General features: G+C 54.5%; 16 protein-coding genes. 10 read left to right on the top strand and 6 right to left on the bottom strand.

Annotation, left to right across the window (positions count from 1 at the left end; genetic code table 11):
- Nucleotides 1–608: photosynthetic reaction center family protein (locus AC0QHF_RS02540; RefSeq protein WP_473113526.1), on the bottom strand; the 608-nt coding region annotated here is incomplete at its 3' end.
- Nucleotides 609–987: 379 nt separating this feature from the next.
- On the opposite strand from AC0QHF_RS02540, the gene AC0QHF_RS02535 reads away from it, so the two are divergent.
- From AC0QHF_RS02535 to AC0QHF_RS02525, 3 genes are all read left to right on the top strand, one after another.
- On the top strand, nucleotides 988–2589 hold the full coding sequence (locus tag AC0QHF_RS02535; RefSeq protein ID WP_324702611.1) for a methyl-accepting chemotaxis protein: 1602 nt from the start codon (nucleotides 988–990) through the stop codon (nucleotides 2587–2589).
- Between the two features lie 38 nt (nucleotides 2590–2627).
- Nucleotides 2628–2945, top strand: coding sequence for a cupin domain-containing protein (locus AC0QHF_RS02530; RefSeq protein ID WP_324702610.1), 318 nt, complete (start codon nucleotides 2628–2630; stop codon nucleotides 2943–2945).
- A gap of 317 nt (nucleotides 2946–3262) precedes the next feature.
- Nucleotides 3263–3736 (top strand): GUN4 domain-containing protein, encoded by a 474-nt coding sequence (locus AC0QHF_RS02525; protein ID WP_324702609.1) that lies wholly within the window; start codon nucleotides 3263–3265, stop codon nucleotides 3734–3736.
- A 111-nt stretch (nucleotides 3737–3847) separates the two neighbouring features.
- Here the strand turns inward: AC0QHF_RS02525 and stpA are convergent, their stop codons facing one another.
- Nucleotides 3848–5134: a glucosylglycerol 3-phosphatase gene (stpA, locus tag AC0QHF_RS02520; protein ID WP_324702608.1), complete on the bottom strand. Its 1287-nt coding sequence runs from the start codon at nucleotides 5132–5134 to the stop codon at nucleotides 3848–3850.
- 275 nt (nucleotides 5135–5409) lie between these two features.
- On the opposite strand from stpA, the gene AC0QHF_RS02515 reads away from it, so the two are divergent.
- Nucleotides 5410–7755, top strand: coding sequence for a tetratricopeptide repeat protein (locus AC0QHF_RS02515; protein WP_324702607.1), 2346 nt, complete (start codon nucleotides 5410–5412; stop codon nucleotides 7753–7755).
- Between the two features lie 245 nt (nucleotides 7756–8000).
- Nucleotides 8001–10241, top strand: a complete 2241-nt coding sequence (locus AC0QHF_RS02510) for a pentapeptide repeat-containing protein (RefSeq protein ID WP_324702606.1) — start codon at nucleotides 8001–8003, stop codon at nucleotides 10239–10241.
- A gap of 50 nt (nucleotides 10242–10291) precedes the next feature.
- Here the strand turns inward: AC0QHF_RS02510 and AC0QHF_RS02505 are convergent, their stop codons facing one another.
- Nucleotides 10292–11890 (bottom strand): NAD(P)H-quinone oxidoreductase subunit N, encoded by a 1599-nt coding sequence (locus tag AC0QHF_RS02505; protein WP_324702605.1) that lies wholly within the window; start codon nucleotides 11888–11890, stop codon nucleotides 10292–10294.
- A 314-nt stretch (nucleotides 11891–12204) separates the two neighbouring features.
- On the opposite strand from AC0QHF_RS02505, the gene psb32 reads away from it, so the two are divergent.
- Both psb32 and obgE read left to right on the top strand, forming a co-directional pair.
- Nucleotides 12205–12912, top strand: coding sequence for a photosystem II repair protein Psb32 (psb32, locus tag AC0QHF_RS02500; protein ID WP_324702604.1), 708 nt, complete (start codon nucleotides 12205–12207; stop codon nucleotides 12910–12912).
- A 2-nt stretch (nucleotides 12913–12914) separates the two neighbouring features.
- Nucleotides 12915–13928, top strand: a complete 1014-nt coding sequence (gene obgE / locus AC0QHF_RS02495) for a GTPase ObgE (RefSeq protein WP_324702603.1) — start codon at nucleotides 12915–12917, stop codon at nucleotides 13926–13928.
- A 4-nt stretch (nucleotides 13929–13932) separates the two neighbouring features.
- Here obgE and AC0QHF_RS02490 read toward each other — a convergent pair whose 3' ends face one another.
- From AC0QHF_RS02490 to AC0QHF_RS02480, 3 genes are all read right to left on the bottom strand, one after another.
- Nucleotides 13933–14079 carry a hypothetical protein gene (locus tag AC0QHF_RS02490; protein ID WP_324702602.1) on the bottom strand — a complete coding sequence of 49 codons (147 nt, stop codon included), beginning with the start codon at nucleotides 14077–14079 and terminating at the stop codon, nucleotides 13933–13935.
- A 309-nt stretch (nucleotides 14080–14388) separates the two neighbouring features.
- Nucleotides 14389–15513, bottom strand: a complete 1125-nt coding sequence (locus AC0QHF_RS02485; RefSeq protein ID WP_324702601.1) for a mechanosensitive ion channel family protein — start codon at nucleotides 15511–15513, stop codon at nucleotides 14389–14391.
- Between the two features lie 12 nt (nucleotides 15514–15525).
- The gene (locus AC0QHF_RS02480; protein WP_324702600.1) at nucleotides 15526–16629 is read right to left on the bottom strand and encodes a mechanosensitive ion channel family protein; all 1104 of its coding nucleotides are present in this window, start codon (nucleotides 16627–16629) and stop codon (nucleotides 15526–15528) included.
- Nucleotides 16630–16726: 97 nt separating this feature from the next.
- Here AC0QHF_RS02480 and AC0QHF_RS02475 point away from each other — a divergent pair, with 97 nt between their 5' ends.
- From AC0QHF_RS02475 to AC0QHF_RS02465, 3 genes are all read left to right on the top strand, one after another.
- On the top strand, nucleotides 16727–16915 hold the full coding sequence (locus AC0QHF_RS02475) for a hypothetical protein (RefSeq protein WP_324702599.1): 189 nt from the start codon (nucleotides 16727–16729) through the stop codon (nucleotides 16913–16915).
- A 12-nt stretch (nucleotides 16916–16927) separates the two neighbouring features.
- On the top strand, nucleotides 16928–17197 hold the full coding sequence (gene rpsO / locus AC0QHF_RS02470) for a 30S ribosomal protein S15 (protein ID WP_324702598.1): 270 nt from the start codon (nucleotides 16928–16930) through the stop codon (nucleotides 17195–17197).
- Between the two features lie 63 nt (nucleotides 17198–17260).
- Nucleotides 17261–17779: a PAM68 family protein gene (locus AC0QHF_RS02465; protein WP_324702597.1), complete on the top strand. Its 519-nt coding sequence runs from the start codon at nucleotides 17261–17263 to the stop codon at nucleotides 17777–17779.
- Nucleotides 17780–17872: the final 93 nt, after the last annotated feature.

Genomic DNA, 17872 nt, shown 5'->3' with positions numbered 1-17872 from the left:
GCAACTCCCAGCATATGGAAGGGGTGCATCAGGATGTTGTGCTCGGCTTGGAACACCAACATGAAGTTGAAGGTTCCGGAGATACCCAGGGGCATCCCGTCGGAGAAGGAACCCTGTCCGATGGGGTAGATCAGGAAGACTGCGGTCGCAGCACTCAGGGGAGCGCTGTAGGCGACGCAGATCCAGGGACGCATACCCAAACGGTAGCTCAACTCCCACTGACGACCCATGTAGCAGCAGATGCCGATGAAGAAGTGGAAGATGATCAACTGGTAGGGACCGCCGTTGTAGAGCCACTCATCCAAGCTGGCCGCTTCCCAGATCGGGTAGAAGTGCAGGCCGATCGCGTTGGAGGAAGGAACAACAGCACCGGAGATGATGTTGTTGCCGTACAACAGAGAACCGGCGACGGGTTCGCGGATACCGTCGATATCCACGGGAGGGGCCGCGACGAACGCGATGATGTAGCAGACGGTCGCGGTCAGCAGGGTGGGGATCATCAGCACGCCGAACCAGCCCACATAGAGGCGGTTGTTGGTGGAGGTGACCCAACTGCAAAACCGTTCCCACAGATTACCGCTTTCGCGTTGCTGTAAGGTGGTTGTCATGACAATTATGATTGCGTAATTGAATTTTCAAGGTACGGGGTAGCCTTATGGCTGCCTTAAAAGAAGCTTATCAGAAATAACATGGGGTGTGTCGTTTTGTAAAGATATTGTAACAAAAGATTTTCAAAACACATTCATAATATTTTCTTATAAATGTAGCCGAGAAACTCAGGAGCAAGCCGCCGAAGGAAAATGTCCCAAATTTTGAAGATCAGCCAATGTCGCTACCCCGGCGAGCGAGTCTGACCTTTCCGCCTCTCCAATGTAAAAATTGATTCACCGACCCTTTCTCTCAATCGGCAATCAGCATCGACCGAATCAGGCCAAAGCGGGTCAGTCTCTTGTCATCCGGCGGGTCGTCTTTACCGGTTGGTCATCAATGGACGGCATCTACAATTCTGCCTTCACCTACACCCAATCGCAGAGGTTTTTTATGTTATTTGATTTCAAAAAAATCCAATCCAAAATGTTGATGGGCTACAGTATTCCCGCCGCCCTATTTATTCTTTTGGGTGGCATTTCGTTCCTGAGCATAAACCAAATATCCGGCGTTTTTTCTCAAGTAGAAGAAAATCAACAGTCGAAGGCAACCAGCGAATCAATGTCTCTGGGATTTGCCCGAATGGTGTCCGCTTTTCGCGGGTACATGATCTTTGGGACGCAAGAACTGGTCAATGAATATGAAAATGGAGAAGATACATTTCGGAGGGCAGTCGAAGAAGTGGACGACCTCTATTTATTACTGGAAGAAGAACAAACGGAGCGACTGCAAGAAATGATTTTACTACAGGAGCAGTGGACTCAATGGAGTCGAAGGCCTTTGAGTCTGGCTCGGGAGGGACAGCTAGAGGAAGCCCTTCAAATCGTCCGTCGAGAAGAAGGAAAAGATTTTGTCGATCGCTTCCGGGAATTGAGCGTGGAATTTAATCAAGCTCAAGACCAGCAGTTAACCGCATCCACTGATCGCGCCAGGAGAGCGATCGACTGGCTCAGTTGGATGATTTTTATCGGCACGATTTTGTGCCTTGTGTCCGCCCTCGCCGCCGCGTTCTTAATTTCGTCAAGTATCACGAGAACCCTCAATCAGACGGCAACCATCATCGCCTCTTCCGCCAGCCAGATGGCTTCGACGGTGGAGGAACAGGAGCGAATTATCAGCCAGCAAGCCGCCTCCGTCAATCAAACCACCGCTTCCATGAACGAGTTGGGTGCCTCCTCCAAAACCACCGCCGAACAGGCTGAGTCTTCCGCATCCGGCGCCCGCCAAGTTTTGGAGTTGGCTGAATCGTCTTCAGCCGGCGCCCGCCAAGTTTTGAACCTGGCCGAAGACGGGATAAAAATCGTCGATCAAACCCTGGACGGAATGTCCGTCCTCAAAGAAAAAGTCGGCGCGATCGCCCAACAAATTACCCGCCTGAGCGAACAAACCGAACAGATCGGCAGTATCACCAACCTCGTCAGCGACCTCGCAAACCAGACCAATATGTTAGCCCTCAACGCCGCCGTCGAAGCCGTCCGCGCCGGAGAACACGGCAAGGGATTCGGCGTCGTCGCCTCGGAAATTCGCAAGTTAGCGGATGAAAGTAAAAAATCCACCGAAAAAATTAATTCCCTCATCATCGGCATCCAAACGGCTATCAATTCCACGGTTATGGTGACGGAAGAAGGAACCAAAACTGCAGACACGGGAATCAATCTTTCCCAGGAGACGGCCGCGGCATTCACCAACGTCGCCAAGGCGATCGAAGAGGTAATTTTGGGGAACCAGCAGACCTCTTTAAATGCCATCAACGATATCGTATTGAACGCCCAACAAATCTCCCTGAGCTCCCAACAGCAAGCCCGGGCGATCGAGCAAGTTGTGGAGGCGATGAACACCTTGAATCAGGTGGCGAACCAGACGACATCGGGCATCGCCCAAACCAAAATTGGTATTCAACAGTTGAACGAGACGGCCCAGGATCTCAAAGCGATCGTCTGAAATCTCCCGCCTTTTGTACTTTTTCGCCCGAAAAACTGATGGAAAATTTGTTCGATTTGCCGCCGGAACTCCCACCTCGGGAGTTGTTTGAATCCCTCGTCGATCGCGATCGCATCCGCATCGAACGCATCCTCTCCACCGGACAATCCACGCCCCCCGGTCAGTGGTACGATCAAGATCGGGATGAGTGGGTCGTTTTGCTGCAAGGAAATGCCACCCTCTCCTATTTTGACGGTTCCACGGTGACGCTGCGATCGGGGGACTATCTTTTGATTCCGGCCCACCAAAAACACCGCGTTGAGTCCACCAGTGCCGATCCCCCCTGCATTTGGCTGGCCGTCCACTGGGTCAATTGAGAGAAGGTTGCGATAAAATGGAGCTATTCGTGCCCGAGCCAGCTTATCGATCGGCTCCCGATCGGCTCCCGACCCGAACCCGCGATTCGCGAAGCGCACCGATCGCAGCTCAGATCAATTGTGGAAAATTTGGTGATTCTCAATCTGTGATGGATGCATAATTTTGAGGCAAAAAAAATTAACTCGTCAGATCATTTGACCCGATTTTGCCTCTCATTTCTATCGCGGTTGTGCCGATTTTGACTGGCTATAATCGCCAATATTCATAAACCCTTGGAAACTGCCACGACCATCACACAAAATTATGGCTATTAATTATGTCCTGGAATTATCGCCGACTGCAACAACGATTGGCCGCACACAACTGGAAAGAAGCGGATTTGGAAACCCGACGTTTGATGTTGGCGATCGCGGAAGCGGACCGGCGAGAAGAACAGTTGCTCACCCAACACGACCTCGAAAATTTCTCCTGCAAGGCGTTGAAAAATATCGATAAATTATGGAGGGCTTACAGCCAAGGAAATTTCGGATTTACTGTCGTTTATAAACTCTACCGCCAAGCCGGGGGAGATTACTCCAAACTCGCTGAAATGGTGGGTTGGCGGGAGGGAGATAAATGGCTGGTCTACGACGAGTTGAATTTCACCATCGACGCCCCCCCCGGACATCTGCCCGTCGCCTGGTTGGTCCCCGTCAAATTTGACATCTATTGGTCTACCCGTTTCGCCGGCCCTGCTTGGCGACTATTGTTGACTCGAATTCAAAAATGTTTTTACACTCAAAATCGCTGAGGGTTTTGGGGGTTGACAACGGGGGATGGGAAATTGTATAATTGATGTCGATGAGGAAGAACTGGGCATCGAATTGATTTTTTGTTCAACCCAGCGAAAACCGACCTGAAATCATCCCCGATCGCGGGCTGCAGCCGCCGTCTGGAAAAACTCGGCATACTGCAAATGTCCCCCCGGAAACGCCACGTTCAGCATCAGCGGATCGTCGGTATCGCGGGGATCGCCGGGTCCCTCGACGACCCGAGCATTTCCCTGTTCATCGGCATCTAATTTCAGGGATTTGCGGTTTTTCACCTCGCCCCGGGAACTATCGACGTAAACGATAATATTGCCCGTATCGAACGCCCGTCCGATTGACTGAATCAGCAGCAAGAAATTGCGATCGCTCCCCCCCCGCCACGCTTCCAACTTGCCCTCAACTTCCTCAACTTGACTATTCACCGTATCGCCCACACCCACCATCAGCGGCATCTGTTCCGGGTCGAAATTCGCCTTTACCAACGCCAACAATTCATCAATCGTTCGCGGCGCTTCTCGCGCATTAAAATCCTCGCCCAGGGGATAGGTTCCCGTCCGTTGAAAATAGTAACGATTCAGCAACACCAAAACCCCGGCTTCCTTGATCGCCCCCCGCACCATGAACTGAAAATCCGTCGTCCCCGAATCCCCCGCTTTCGCCCTGCGGAGAATTTCAAAACCCCGTTCGTCCCGGCCCAAATTGGGGGCGTAGTGGACGAAAAATGAATCGTCCAAACCCTCTGTTTTCGCCATTTCCAACAATTCCTCCATCAACCCGTGCATTTCTTCCTGCAATTGGGCGTAACGTTCGGGTTGATCGTGGAGGCGATCGTAAAACGAGTTTAAATTTGCCGTGGGAGAAACCTTGTTATCCAAAACCGAAGCATCGATGCAGGTCGCCACTTCGTCGGGGGGTACAAGAGCGGGGTGGCGATCGCAAAATTGTTGCAAACGATCGCGGATGCGATGGGGGACCGCCGCCAGAAAATCCAACTCCGCATCGCTGACGCCGGGGTGAGAAACCTCCCCGTTTCGATCTTGCCACTGGACCCCGCCGCCGGCCAAACCAGGGAGGTACATCTCCCGTTTCCGAGCCAAATCGCGATCGCCGATCGCCCGTTCGATGATGCCATTCACGCCGCGAGTCCCGATGTGTTCGCCGTTCGTCAAAACGTAAAAATGGCCGTCAAAATGGCGGCTCGCATGAACGTAATCCAAACTGATAATCCGCTGCAGGGGATCTTTCACCAACCCCATGCAAACGCCATCCAAATCCTGGACGATCAAGACATTCTCAGTTTCGATCAGAACCCGGGCGAAGGCGTCGTGATCCAGGGACAGACGCTGTTCGTGAAGGCGGATTTCGGGGGAAGCGGTCATAATAATAAAATTTGAACTTCGTGGGACTAAGTGGCCCGGTCGCCAACCCAACTATACCGCCCGGTTGAGGGAAAAGGCAAAAGCCGGGGCGGGGGATATCCAGTCGATCCAGCCTTCCAACCGCCGATCGCCCGCTCCTTTCCCCGATTCCCTAATACCGACTCCCGATTCCCGCCAACTATCAATGGGAGGGTAAACTAGAATAATTATCTATATTCAGGTGGGGCAGTTGAGGCTGTTCTCGAGTGGCACCCGATCGTAAGGAAGGAGTTGTGATGCAGCGGAAGAATCCAGTCGGCTTGGCGTTAATGTCCGGAAGCAGTATTATCCTTTCAGCGTTCCTGCTGTCGGTCGATGTCGCCCGGAGTCAGCCGAGTCCCGGCGAAGTCACCCCGGCGGAGATCGAGCGGTTGGAAAACGAACTGCGCCTGCAAGAACAGGTCCAGGCGGAGGCGAACCGGATTTTCAGCCGCACCATGACGCTGTTCAACCTGTTGCTGGGGGTTCTGGCCCTGCTGTTAATTTCCGCGATCGCGGCGCTGTGGATTTTGCGGCGATCGGTGATCCGGGAAGTCACGGGGATCGTGGAAGCCCACCTCAACGAACTCGGCGACCTGGAAAATCAAATCGCCAGCGGCAACCAGAAGGTGCGGAGTTTGATGGACAGCACCGAAGCCCTGGCCGGAGATTTGAACGTCCAGGCTAAAGACTTTGAAGCGAATCTGGGAAGCCGGCGTCGGGAACTCGACACGATGTATGAGGCCGTGGTGGAGTCGCGGGAACAGACATTAGCCCAATTTGAACAACAGATCCGGGGGTTGCGGGAGGCGCGGGAACACCTCGAACAGGAGTTGAGCACCCAGATGTCCCAACTCAAGCAACAGGTGGACGAACAGGGAAATTTGGCGCAGCAGGATTTGCGGCAACTCGTCGCCAATTTGGAAAACCAATTTTCCCTGATCCAAAACGACTTGGGAGAAAAGCGCAACGGGTTGGTGCAGAAATTGGATGAATCCGCCAATCAGTTGTCGGGCGAATTGTCGGATTTGCACAGTCAAGCGCGGCGGGAACAGCAAGAAATTCTGGAGAATTTGCAACGGTTGGGGGCGGAATCGACTCGGGGACTCTCTTCGGTGCAGGATGATGTCCAGCAGCAGAAAGATGCGGTTTTGTTGAAATTGAAAGGTTCGGAAACGGAGTTCGCCACCCAGCTTTCCCAGTTGCAGCAGGAAGTCAGAAAACAGCGGGATCTGGTGTTGCAGAACCTCAGCCAGATGGAATCGGAGTTCGCGCCGCAACTCTCCGACATCCGCGACAAGGCCGAACGGGAAGCCCAGAAGAAGGTGGAAGTCGCCCTGCAGGATTTGGAACAGTTGGGGGAGACCCTGGCGACGCAACTGGCCGATGCCCAGGTGAAGATTCAAGATCGCATCCGGGAGAAATTTCAATCTCTCAAACAGCTCGAAGGCGAGTTCGCGTCCCAGGTGACGGAGGCCCAGACGGGGATTCAAAGCCAGAAAGAGCGAGTGTTGCAGGAGTTGGAAAAATTGCAAACCGACGTGGGGAATCAACTGGCTGGGTTGAAGACGGAAATCCGCGATCGCAAAGATGGCACCTTTCAAAAGTTGGATCGGTTTGAAAGTACCCTCGCCGAACAATTGAACACCCTTCAATCCGACGCGACCGGGGAAAAAGATCGGGTGGTGCAGAAGTTGATGTCGATTTATTCCGAGACGCAAACTCAGAAGGACGATATCTTGAGTCAGTTGGGGCAGTTGCAGGGTGAAGCCCAGGCGGAAAAAGAGCGGATTTTGAAGCAATTGTCGGAGATTTCTCCGACCTTTATCGCCGAATCCGCGATCGCGGAAGTCCTGCACAAGGTGGAGGCGGTTTCCGAACAGTTGGAACGGCTGAAATCGGGCAATCCGGAATTGTTTATGACGGCGGATGATTACGTCCACCAGGGCAACGCCTATTTTGCCAAGGGGGAATTTGAACGGGCGTTGGATACGTTTAATCGGGTGGTGGCTTTGAAGCCGGACGACTATCGGGCTTGGCTGAATCAGGGGATGGCCCTGAGTCGGCTGAAGCGGTTGCCGGATGCGATCGCCTCCTACGATCGCGCGCTAGAATTGAATCCCGACTACCACCAGGCCTGGGTGGATCGCGGCGTAGCCCTCGGGAAGTTGCAGCGGCACCCGGAGGCCTTTGAATCCTTTGATCGCGCCGTCAAGGTGCGCCCGGAGGACGCGGTGGCTTGGCTGAACCGGGGCATGGCTTTGGACGTGATCGACCGCTACGAAGATGCGGTGGAGTCCTTTGAACGGGCGGTACAGTTGGATTCTAACCTCGCCAAGGCCTGGAACTATCGGGGATATACGTTATTAAAGTTAGAACGGGATAAAGACGCGATCGACAGCTTCAAAAAGGCCCTGGAGGCGCAGCCCGATTATGCCGATGCGTGCTACAATTTGGCGATGGCCTACGCGATCGATCGCCAGACGGATTTGGCGACGGAATGTCTGGAACGGGCGATCGATTTGAACCCCCGATATTGGAAAGAAGCCCGCACCGATCCCAACCTGGAACGGATCGCCCGCCGGTTGCGATCGCAGACCTGAGAACCCGGTGGGGGGAAACCAGGTGTCCCCCCACGATATGGCAACTAGATTCCCCCGGTGCCCCCTGCCCGATCGAGTCGAAAAGGCGGGTAAATTTTTGTGAAGAAATGTAAAATTTGAAAATGATAGGTGACACTCCCGTTTGGACGTGCATAAACTGATAGTGTCCGGACTACTAACGTTATACATATCAATATAGCTGAGTCAGTCGCGCCGAAAATTGCTGAACTCGGGGGGGTGCATCAATGGTGAGTTTAAATCAATTTTCCCAAAGTTATTGGGAAACGGGAGTCCCGTCGGAACTCCACAACGCTCAGTCCAAAACTGAGGAACTGCAAGAACCGATCTATCAGTTTTTTATCGAACAGGTCAAACGGGAAAAAGCGGACATTGTTTTACAATTGTTTGAAACAATATTCATCAATTTTTCTCCCGAAATTCATCCAGAATTTGAGCCTTTTTTTAACTATTTTTTAGACAATAATCGCGAAGAACAATTTCGGGCTTTGCTCAAACGCACCTGCTACATTTTAATCAATAACTGGTGCGTCAGTCGGGATACAGAATTTGTCCAAAAACTGCTCGAAAAGCTGGATGAAGTAGGCGAGGGTGAAATTTTAGATGACTGCGACCCCGACCCCGATCGCGTCCGGCTGCAGGGCTGGCTAGTCAACTTCACCCGCAGTGCAGAATATCAAGAAATTCGCAAATTGACCGTCGAAAAGGGGGAGAAAAAGTGGAGCGATCGCTACAAAACCTACCTGCTGGTTTCTCAATATGCGAACCCCGAAAACTCTTGGGAACATCGGGAGGTTGCCCGCAATTTATCTCAGACCCTAAAAGATCGCTATAAATTTGAACTGGCGATGTATTTGGCGCGGTCAGAATCGCCCACTTATGATCGCCAGAATTTAAAAAATCCCACCCGCCTCGGCAAGGGAGTCATCACCCTGATCAAACAAACCGTTTCCACCCAGCGGATTTCGATTTATAAATCCCAAGCCGACCGCTTTTTAAAAGAATCAGAAAACCTGACCTACGGCAAATTCAAAAATAAACTGTACCGATATTTGACCGCCAGTTTTCATTCAATACATCCCTTTGATGTCATTGAATTTAGACTCAAAAAAATGCTGTCGGAGCGAAATCGAAGTTGGCGCGATCGCCCCCTCAACTCCAATTTGATCCTGAAAGTTTGCAACCAAGTCGTCGCATTCTTTACGGTCGAATCAGACCACACCCCCTCCCCCAACTTCCTGCTATTGATCGAGCAAAAAAATCATCTCAGCTTGGCGATCGTGCTGCTCAAAATTCTTTTGATCTGTCGCCATTCCCAAGCCCATTTGGAACTCTGCATTTCCCACCTGATTCAGTTTTACCAAGACTCCGACGAAACGGAATGTCAGCCGTTCATTCAATTTGTCGAGGTGTTTCACCTCGTTTCCACCATCTTCACCGAGAATATCCAGTACCATCTCGTCCGCCTGGACGGCGACAGTAAAGCATCCCCATCCTCCCCAGAAACCTACCGCCTCTTCTGTCAATTCAAAGGCGCCGATCTGCGAAACACCAATTTGAGGGGACTCAACCCCGCCAGCCTCGACCTGCGGGGGGCCGACCTGCGGGCGACGGACCTGACGGGGATCAACCTGATCCAACTCGACCTGCACCTGGCTAACTTCGCCGACGCCAACCTCACCCGCGCCGTTTTGAACGGTTCCAAACTCCCCGTCGTCAACTTCAAAGGCGCCAACTTGCAGGAGGCCAGCTTGGTGGGGGCCGACCTGCGGCGGGCCGACCTGGAACGGGCCGACCTGACCCAGGCCAGCCTGACCAGCGCGAGGCTGCAGCGGGCCAATTTGCGGTCAGTTTGCGCGATCGCGGCGAACTTGATGGCGGCCAGTTTGGAGTCCTGCGACCTGCAGGGGGCCGATCTCAGCCAAGCCAACCTGGAAGGCGCGCGGCTCGTCGGGGCGAACCTCGCCCACGCCAACCTGCGCGGCGCCAATTTGCGATCGGCGGATCTGCAACAGGCCCACCTGGAAGGGGCCCACCTGGAAGGGGCCGACCTGCGAGGCGCGAATTTGCGGGGAGCCGACCTGAAAGGGGCCAACTTGTACCGAGCCAATTTTTATCGGGCCGACCTGCGGGAGGGCAATCTCACCGGGGCGAATTTGCGGCGGGTGAACCTGAACCGCTCCCAATTGCAGGGAGCTGAGTTGAGGGGAACCCAGCTCCAGTGCTGCCGGTTGCGGGGGGCCGACTTGACCGGCGCCAACTTCAAATTGGCAGACCTGACCGGATCGGATCTGACCCGCGCAAACTTGAGTCGCGCCAACTTCCGCCGCGCCAATTTGAGTTCCACCTTCATCCGCCACGCCAACTTGACCGGGGCGGATTTCGGCCGGGCCCACCTGGAACAGGCCAACTTATTTGGGAGCAATATTGAGGATGCCAAACTGACGCAATCCGGGAGGCACCGATAAAAAAAGGGATGCGGTTTAGCCACATCCCCGAAGTACAAAATCGGTTGACTTTAATTTTGCCGCGCGACGGTTGCGCTGACGCGAATCGCGGGGGCGGAGGGAACCTCGATCGTCGCCACCGTTTCCCCCCGGGAAATCCCCGCTTCCCGGAACATCGGCGTCCGACTCACGGAATCATTCGCCAGGGTAAACAGGGGATTCGACAAGATCCCCGCCAGGGACGTGGCGACCACCGAGAGCACCAAACCCACCTGCAGCGGGCGCATTCCGGGCAAATTCCAGCGGATCTCCGGGTAATTCTTCACCGCGTCGGACATTTCGTGGGGTTCCTTCACCACCATCATTTTCACCACCCGGATGTAGTAGTAAATCGAAACCACGCTCGTCACCAGGCCCAGCAACACCAGGGCGTACAGCCCCGCCTGCCAGCCCGCCCAGAACAGGTAAATCTTGCCGAAAAATCCGGCCAGGGGCGGAATCCCGCCCAACGACAGCAGGCAGATGCTCAACCCCAGGGTCAGCAGGGGATCTTTCTGGTACAGTCCGCTGTATTCGCTGATCTGATCCGTACCCGTCCGCAGGGAGAACAGGATCACGCAGGTGAAACCGCCCAAGTTCATGAACAGGTACACGAACAGGTAAAATACCATGCTGGAATAGCCCGCCTCCGTCCCGGCGATCAGACCGATGATCACGAACCCCGCCTGGCCGATGGAGGAGTAGGCCAACATCCGCTTCATGCTGGTTTGGGCGAGGGCGACCACGTTCCCCAACACCATGCTGAGGATAGCCAGGGCTGTAAAGACGAACTGCCACTGTTCCGTCACCACGGGGAAGGCATTCAGCAGCAGGCGGATAGCCAGGGCGAATCCCGCTGCCTTCGATCCCACGGACAGGAACGCCACCACCGGTGTCGGCGACCCTTCGTAGACGTCGGGCGTCCACTGGTGGAAGGGGACCGCCGAAATTTTGAAGGAAATGCCCGCGATCACAAAAACCAGCGCGATCACTAGGCCCAGGGATTCCCCGGTTCCGGAGGTGGCGATCGCTTCGGCGATCGCGCTCAGGTTGGTTTCTCCGCCCGAGAGCCCGTATAGCAGGGACAATCCGTACAGGAACACCGCCCCGCTGGCCGCCCCGATCAGCAAATACTTCAGCGCCGCCTCATTGGATCGGGGGTCCCGCTTGGTGTATCCCGTCAGCATATACGAACAGATACTCAGGGTTTCCAGGGAGACGAAGATCATCACCAACTCATTCGCCCCCGACAGGAACATTCCCCCCAGGGTGGCCGTGAGCAAAATGCCGATAAATTCGGCTAGGGCCGTCCCCGTCTGTTCGACGTAGCGCACCGACATCAAAATCGTCACCGCCGCCGACAGGGCGACGATCCCCCGAAATACCACGCTCAGGGGGTCGCCGTTGAAACTGCCCAAAAAGGCGAGGGTGTCGGGACTGTTCCACTGGAAGTAGAGGGCCACGACGGAGAGCAACAGGCCCGCGATCGCGGCGTAGGGCACCCATTTGGAAGATGCCGTCCGCCCCACGATCAGATCCCCGATCAAAACCACCATCAGGGTGATCAGGACGATACTCTCTGGCAAAATCGCCCCAGCATTCAACTGGGCCGCTAGATTAGAAAAATCCATAGGTTCCCACAGCGATTAAAAGGGTTCAAAATGACGGGCGATCCGGCCTTCCGAGAAACCGACCGCCACGACAATGACCGTTTCTTAACATATGTTCAAGGATACCAGCCACCGGGGAAACTGTTCAAATTGGGGCAAGCGAGAGGCGACAGTCAATTTCTGCCGTCCTCTGTGGGGGCAACCTTATACGGTGGCCGGACAACTTCAATTCAATTCCGGTGGCCGGACAACTCCTATTTCATGTAGACGCGCCGCCGCTCGATTTGTAGTAGGTTTGGATAATACGACAATTTATCGATTAACATCAAACGAATATGATACGACGACTCAACTTCATTGAAAATTGGCGCCGCCTGTCGGTCGGGGTGGCCGCGATCGCCCTGATCTCCCTGCTGTGGGCCGCACCCGCCCGGGCGACGGGGGTCTACCAGATGCCCGACCTGGCCCCGGGCGATCGCACCTGGGTTTTGGACGAGGACGACGTTCTCAGCCGCGTCACGGAAAGCCGCCTCAACCAAAACTTCCAAAAATTGGCGGAGGAAACCGGCTACGAGGTGCGGTTCGTCACCGTCCGCCGCCTCGACTACGGCGAAACCGCCCAAAGTTTCACCGATGACCTGTTCGACAAGTGGTTTCCCACCCCGGAAGCCGGCACCAACCAGACGGTGCTGATGCTCGACACCCAGACCAACAACAGCGCCATCCACACCGGCGACGGGGTAAAATCATTACTGACCGAGGCGATCGCCGAAAGTGTCGCCGACGAAACCTTGCAGGTGCCGCTGCGGCAGGGCGACAAATATAACGAAGCCTTCGCCAACGCCGGCGATCGCCTGGTGAAAGTCCTCTCGGGAGAACCCGACCCGGGCGCCCCCGAAGTCGAAGATAATATCCGGGTCGCCAGCACGTTCAAATCGGCCGAGGAAACCGACGATCGCAGCGCCACCATCTGGGTGGTGGTAATTTTGGTCATCGCCACCGTCGCGCCGATGGCGACTTATTTTTATTTTCAACGGTCCTAGGGATGCAGTTTATCGATCGCACCGAAATTGAAGTGGAAGCCGGGAAGGGCGGCGATGGAATGGTCGCCTTTCGCCGGGAAAAATTCGTCCCCGCTGGAGGCCCTGCGGGAGGCAACGGGGGGCGAGGCGGTTCCGTGATCCTGAAACCAGTGGAACGCCTGCAAACCCTCCTGGATTTCCGCTACAACCACCGCTTTAAAGCCGAAGACGGCAAGCGGGGCGGGCCGAAAAACCGGACGGGGGCTTCGGGGAGCGATCGCGTCATCGAAGTCCCCTGCGGTACCGTTGTTTATGACGCGGAAACCGGCGAACAGATGACCGATCTCGTCGCCCCCGGCCAGGAATTCTGCGTCGCCGAGGGGGGTAAGGGCGGTTTGGGCAACCGCCACTTCCTCAGCAACCAAAATCGCGCCCCGGACTACGCCCTGCCGGGACTGCCGGGGGAGAGTCGGCGGCTGCGTTTGGAGTTAAAACTATTGGCGGAAGTGGGCATTGTCGGACTGCCCAACGCGGGCAAGTCCACCCTCATTTCCGCCCTCTCTTCCGCCCGTCCGAAGGTGGCGGACTATCCGTTTACGACCCTAATTCCCAACTTGGGAGTCGTCCGCAAACCCACCGGGGACGGCACGGTATTCGCCGATATTCCCGGACTCATCGAAGGAGCGCATTTGGGGACCGGGCTGGGACACGAGTTTTTGCGCCACATCGAGCGCACCCGTATTTTACTGCATTTGATCGACATCACGGATAGGGACCCGATCGCCAACTATCAGGTCATCCAAGGGGAGTTGAAAGCCTACGGCCGGGGATTGGAAAATCGCCCCCAAATTCTCGCCCTCAACAAAGTCGATGCGGTGGGGGAGGATGACGAAAGGCTGCAGGCGATCGCATCCCAACTGCAAGACGTGGCGGGCACCCCCGTCTTTCAAATTTCCGCCGTGGCGGGGATCGGTTTGGACCCGCTGTTGCAGGAAATTTGGCAATTCCTTGATCGCGCCGCCGCCGGCGAGATTTAAAGCATCAATCGTTATCCTGTTCTTTAGCCGGATCGCCCTCGTAGGGCTGCACTCCGGTTTCGGGATAGCGATCGTCGGTCGCCCCGAAGATGCGTTTGGCGCCGCCCCAAATGTATTCAAATATTTCTGGGATCGAATTGATGAATTTCATAAATTTTCCTCCTCTTTTTTGATCTAAAATTGACGACCAAAAGCTCGCAAATTAAAGCATAATTATTATTTTATCTTTCTCTAAATTATAATAGATTCGGCGATCGATTTCCATCTACCTTTCGAGAGAGTTCCCCCCGGCTTCCCAACTGTCGGGGCGCCGCGTCTTGCCCCGGTCGCGCGATCGTCCGTTTACCGTTTCGGAAAGGGAGACAACGAGGGGCTTAAGCCCCTTGTCGAAATCCTGACGACCAGGAAATTTCCCATCCCTACACCCTACACCCTACACCCTACCCCCTCTCGATCGCCGCTAAATCGTCACGGGAGACTCGACATAAATGTTGGGTTCTTGCATGGTGTATTGCAGCCCGAACCGCTTCAATTTATTGGTGAGCGTTTGATTGGTGGACGCCAGCAAACTCTTGCGGAGAGAAATGGCATTTTCGCTCGAACCCAAGATAAAAAATGTCACCCTGGCGCGGGTATTTCCCGTTTCTTTATATGCAAATAAGGCAATTTGAGTGCTGCCCGGATCGATGCCGAAAATCGAATCCGTGCAGTCTTTGATCGCCTGTTCTACCAACGCTTCTTCGCGATCGTCGAGGGATTGGGGAAAGTCGAGGTAGAGTAAAACCATCACTTTTTTACCCCGGCTAATATTTTCGATGTCCAATTGCATCAAAGTGGAATTGGGGATAATTGCCAGGGTTCCTTTCGCCGCGAGCCGAATTTTTGTCGATCGCAAACCGATGGATTCCACCCGCCCATAAATCCCATCCAAATCGTCGCCCCGCTTGGGAAGCCGGATGTATTCTCCCCGCACGAAGGGGCGGTCCAGACGCAAAACGATCGTCCCCAAAAGCTGCTCCAACGTCCTTTGGGCGGCAAATGCGATCGCCACGCCGCTCACGGAAACCCCCGCCAACAATGCCCCGAGGGGGAGTTGTTGACTTTGGGCGAAAGCCACCACCGCCGTAAATCCGATCAGTACATTGGCGATGGTTTCAAACACCAAAAACGTCTCGTCCACCTCCATCCCGTATTTGCGGATAATCGGAATCCCGTAAATTCGCACCAACTGGCGGAACAGCCGGGAAGTCAGCCAAGCGATGCTGACAATCAACGCCAAAATCACGAAGAAGCGGGTAAAGCGGTACAGCGCCCGGTTGTCTTCCAACCACACCGTCGAAAGGGAAATCAGGATCAAAATGCCGGTGATTCGGAAGGGTTGGGCGAGGGGATGAATGAAATTTGCCGAGATATCCTTTCCATTTTTTGGGAGCGTTTGTATCAGGAAATATTCCAGGATGTCCGGCGTGTATCGGCCGATCAGATAGGAGAGAAAGACAAACAGAAGAAAAATCAGGGGTTTGGGAATGGAATATTGCTGGATGACATCAAAAATGGGTGCGTCAGGATCGAATGGATTCCACATTTTTTTAACGGGTTAAACGGTGATCGGTGAATCGACATAAATATTTTGGTCGTCAATCTCAAATTGGATGCCGTACTGCTTCAATCTCAGGCCGATGTCCTGGCCTGCCAAGTCGAGCATCTGGCGGCGCAATTCTAAATTGCTGCGATTGGCTCCCAAAATGAAGAAGGTGACTTGGGCTTGGGTTTTGGGCTCTCCCGTGATTTCCTGCAAGTCTTTGAACGTGACATCCGTCCCCTTGGGATCGATGCCGAAGGTGTTTTTCGTACTTTCTAAAATAATTTGACGGATCAGGGCTTGTTCGTCGGAATCGACCGCCCGCTCGAAGGTCAAACCGAGGATGGAAATCACTTTCTTCGCCCCGGTATAATTTTCGATGCTGAGTTGGGTGAGGGAACTGTTGGGGACGATCATCAGGGTTCCCTTGCCGGACGTGCGAATTTTCGTCGATCGCAAACCGATGGTTTCCACCCGCCCAAAGGTGCCGTCCGGCAAGCCGATATAATCGTCTACAACAAAGGGGCGATCGAGGTATAAAACAATTCCCCCCAAAATTTGGCTGAGGGTACTTTGGGCGGCGAAGGCGACGGCGAGTCCCCCGACACCCAAACTGGCGATCAACCCGACGATGTTGATCTGGTGGGTTTCGGCAAACAGCACGATCGCCAACAGAATAATGACGCAGTTGGCGAGAATTTTCCCGACGATCAAAAACTCGCTGTTGATACCGCGCCCCCGCTTGGAGGCGACATCGATAATATATCGGTCGAAAAACTGTTTGAACAGTTCGGAAGCCAGCCAACTGGCGACGATCGCCAGGGTCAAACTGACGCCCACTTCCAACAGGGGAATGTCAATTTTATCGGGCAATGTCACCAGCAGAATTTCCCCGAACGTCAGGCCGGCGACGATCGCGATCGGCAACTTGTAATCGGCGATTATACTGAGATAACTGGCGCGACGATCGCTAGGGAACAGCCGCCCAACCGCCTCCCGGATCAGTTTGGGGACGAACCATAACCCGGCCAAAACCAGGACGGCTCCGAAAATCGCCAATCCGACGGTGAGGATGCGATCGAGGGGGAGGACGATAACATCTGGGGTGGGTTCAATCATGAACAATTTTAGAGCGACTCAGAGATAGAAATTTCCAGAATTTTGAAGATTTTCCCCATCTATTTTACCTCGAAAATCGTCGCGGTGATCGCAGAAAATGGCATCCCGAACCCGCATCGGGAGATTGGGGGGCGACGAACGGCGATCGCTTTGGCGACCCCGAAACGAGTTTGAACCGCGATCGCCCCGGACCGCATCCCCCCCGGGACAGAAATTCTCCGCCACCCCCGTCCAATCCCGATGGAGTATGGTAGGATTAAAAATTGTGGCAATTTACGAACTTTGAGAGTTTCAACCTATGGCTCTGACCCAGGAAGATAAGCAACAAATCATGGCCGAACACCAGGCCCACGAAACCGACACCGGCTCTTCGGACGTACAGGTGGCGATGCTCACCGAGCGCATCAACCGCCTCAGCACCCACCTGAAAGCCAACAAAAAGGATCACTCCTCCCGCAGAGGCCTGCTGCAGATGATCGGACGCCGGAAACGGCTGTTAGCCTACATCTACAAGCAAGATCAGCAGCGCTACCGCGCCCTGATCACCCGTTTGGGAATCCGGGGTTGATCCGAGCTCCCGCAGCTTTCGCCATCCCCCCCACAATCCACCCGTCGCACTCACAACACTATCATGTCCTCCGATCGCCCCCGCCAACGGCTTCCCTTTGAACCCGCCAAATCCCGGAAAAAGCAAGCGAATCGCGACTCGGAATCCCCCTCCGAAACGGCAAAACCGGAGAACGCAACTGCCAAAAAGCCGAGCAAACCCGCCAAAGCCAAGGAAACCCGCGCCCCCCGCCGTCAACCCAGGCGGGAAGACACGGCTATCCCGGAAGTCGTCAGCCAGCGGATGGTGTCCCGGATGGTGATTCTGTCGGGAATCCCCCTCGTCATGGCGATCGGCACCTTCGTCGGTAGCTACTTCATCGTCACCAACGAACTGTTTCCCCTCCCCAACACCGCCGTCGTCCTGGTGAGTATGGGGTGTTTCGGCCTCAGCGTCGTCGGACTCAGCTACGGCGTCCTCTCCGCCTCCTGGGATGAAAACGAAACGGGAAGTCTCGTCGGCTGGCGGGAGTTTCGGGTCAACTTCGGGCGCATGGTGGAAGCCTGGAAAGCCAATCGCCAACAAAAATCCAACAAAAATTAAGATTTAAAAATTCAAAATTTACGAGAAAAGGACGAGAGCTTGAAAGCCGTGTCTTTTTAAAGCACGGATGAAAAGCGAACGGCGACTTCAGTC

The organism is Lyngbya sp. CCY1209, assembly GCF_055795065.1.
The sequence above is the reverse complement of the archived record's forward strand: the minus strand, read 5'-3'. Positions and strand labels throughout refer to the sequence as shown.

Coding starts and splice junctions, on each gene's coding strand:
- AC0QHF_RS02490 (WP_324702602.1), bottom strand. CDS start 14,079: ATGAAATTCATCAATTCGATCCCAGAAATATTTGAATACATTTGGGGC.
- AC0QHF_RS02530 (WP_324702610.1), top strand. CDS start 2,628: ATGGAAAATTTGTTCGATTTGCCGCCGGAACTCCCACCTCGGGAGTTG.
- AC0QHF_RS02505 (WP_324702605.1), bottom strand. CDS start 11,890: ATGGATTTTTCTAATCTAGCGGCCCAGTTGAATGCTGGGGCGATTTTG.
- AC0QHF_RS02525 (WP_324702609.1), top strand. CDS start 3,263: ATGTCCTGGAATTATCGCCGACTGCAACAACGATTGGCCGCACACAAC.
- stpA (WP_324702608.1), bottom strand. CDS start 5,134: ATGACCGCTTCCCCCGAAATCCGCCTTCACGAACAGCGTCTGTCCCTG.
- AC0QHF_RS02465 (WP_324702597.1), top strand. CDS start 17,261: ATGTCCTCCGATCGCCCCCGCCAACGGCTTCCCTTTGAACCCGCCAAA.
- psb32 (WP_324702604.1), top strand. CDS start 12,205: ATGATACGACGACTCAACTTCATTGAAAATTGGCGCCGCCTGTCGGTC.
- AC0QHF_RS02535 (WP_324702611.1), top strand. CDS start 988: ATGGACGGCATCTACAATTCTGCCTTCACCTACACCCAATCGCAGAGG.
- AC0QHF_RS02480 (WP_324702600.1), bottom strand. CDS start 16,629: ATGATTGAACCCACCCCAGATGTTATCGTCCTCCCCCTCGATCGCATC.
- AC0QHF_RS02510 (WP_324702606.1), top strand. CDS start 8,001: ATGGTGAGTTTAAATCAATTTTCCCAAAGTTATTGGGAAACGGGAGTC.
- obgE (WP_324702603.1), top strand. CDS start 12,915: ATGCAGTTTATCGATCGCACCGAAATTGAAGTGGAAGCCGGGAAGGGC.
- AC0QHF_RS02515 (WP_324702607.1), top strand. CDS start 5,410: ATGCAGCGGAAGAATCCAGTCGGCTTGGCGTTAATGTCCGGAAGCAGT.
- AC0QHF_RS02475 (WP_324702599.1), top strand. CDS start 16,727: ATGGCATCCCGAACCCGCATCGGGAGATTGGGGGGCGACGAACGGCGA.
- AC0QHF_RS02485 (WP_324702601.1), bottom strand. CDS start 15,513: ATGTGGAATCCATTCGATCCTGACGCACCCATTTTTGATGTCATCCAG.
- rpsO (WP_324702598.1), top strand. CDS start 16,928: ATGGCTCTGACCCAGGAAGATAAGCAACAAATCATGGCCGAACACCAG.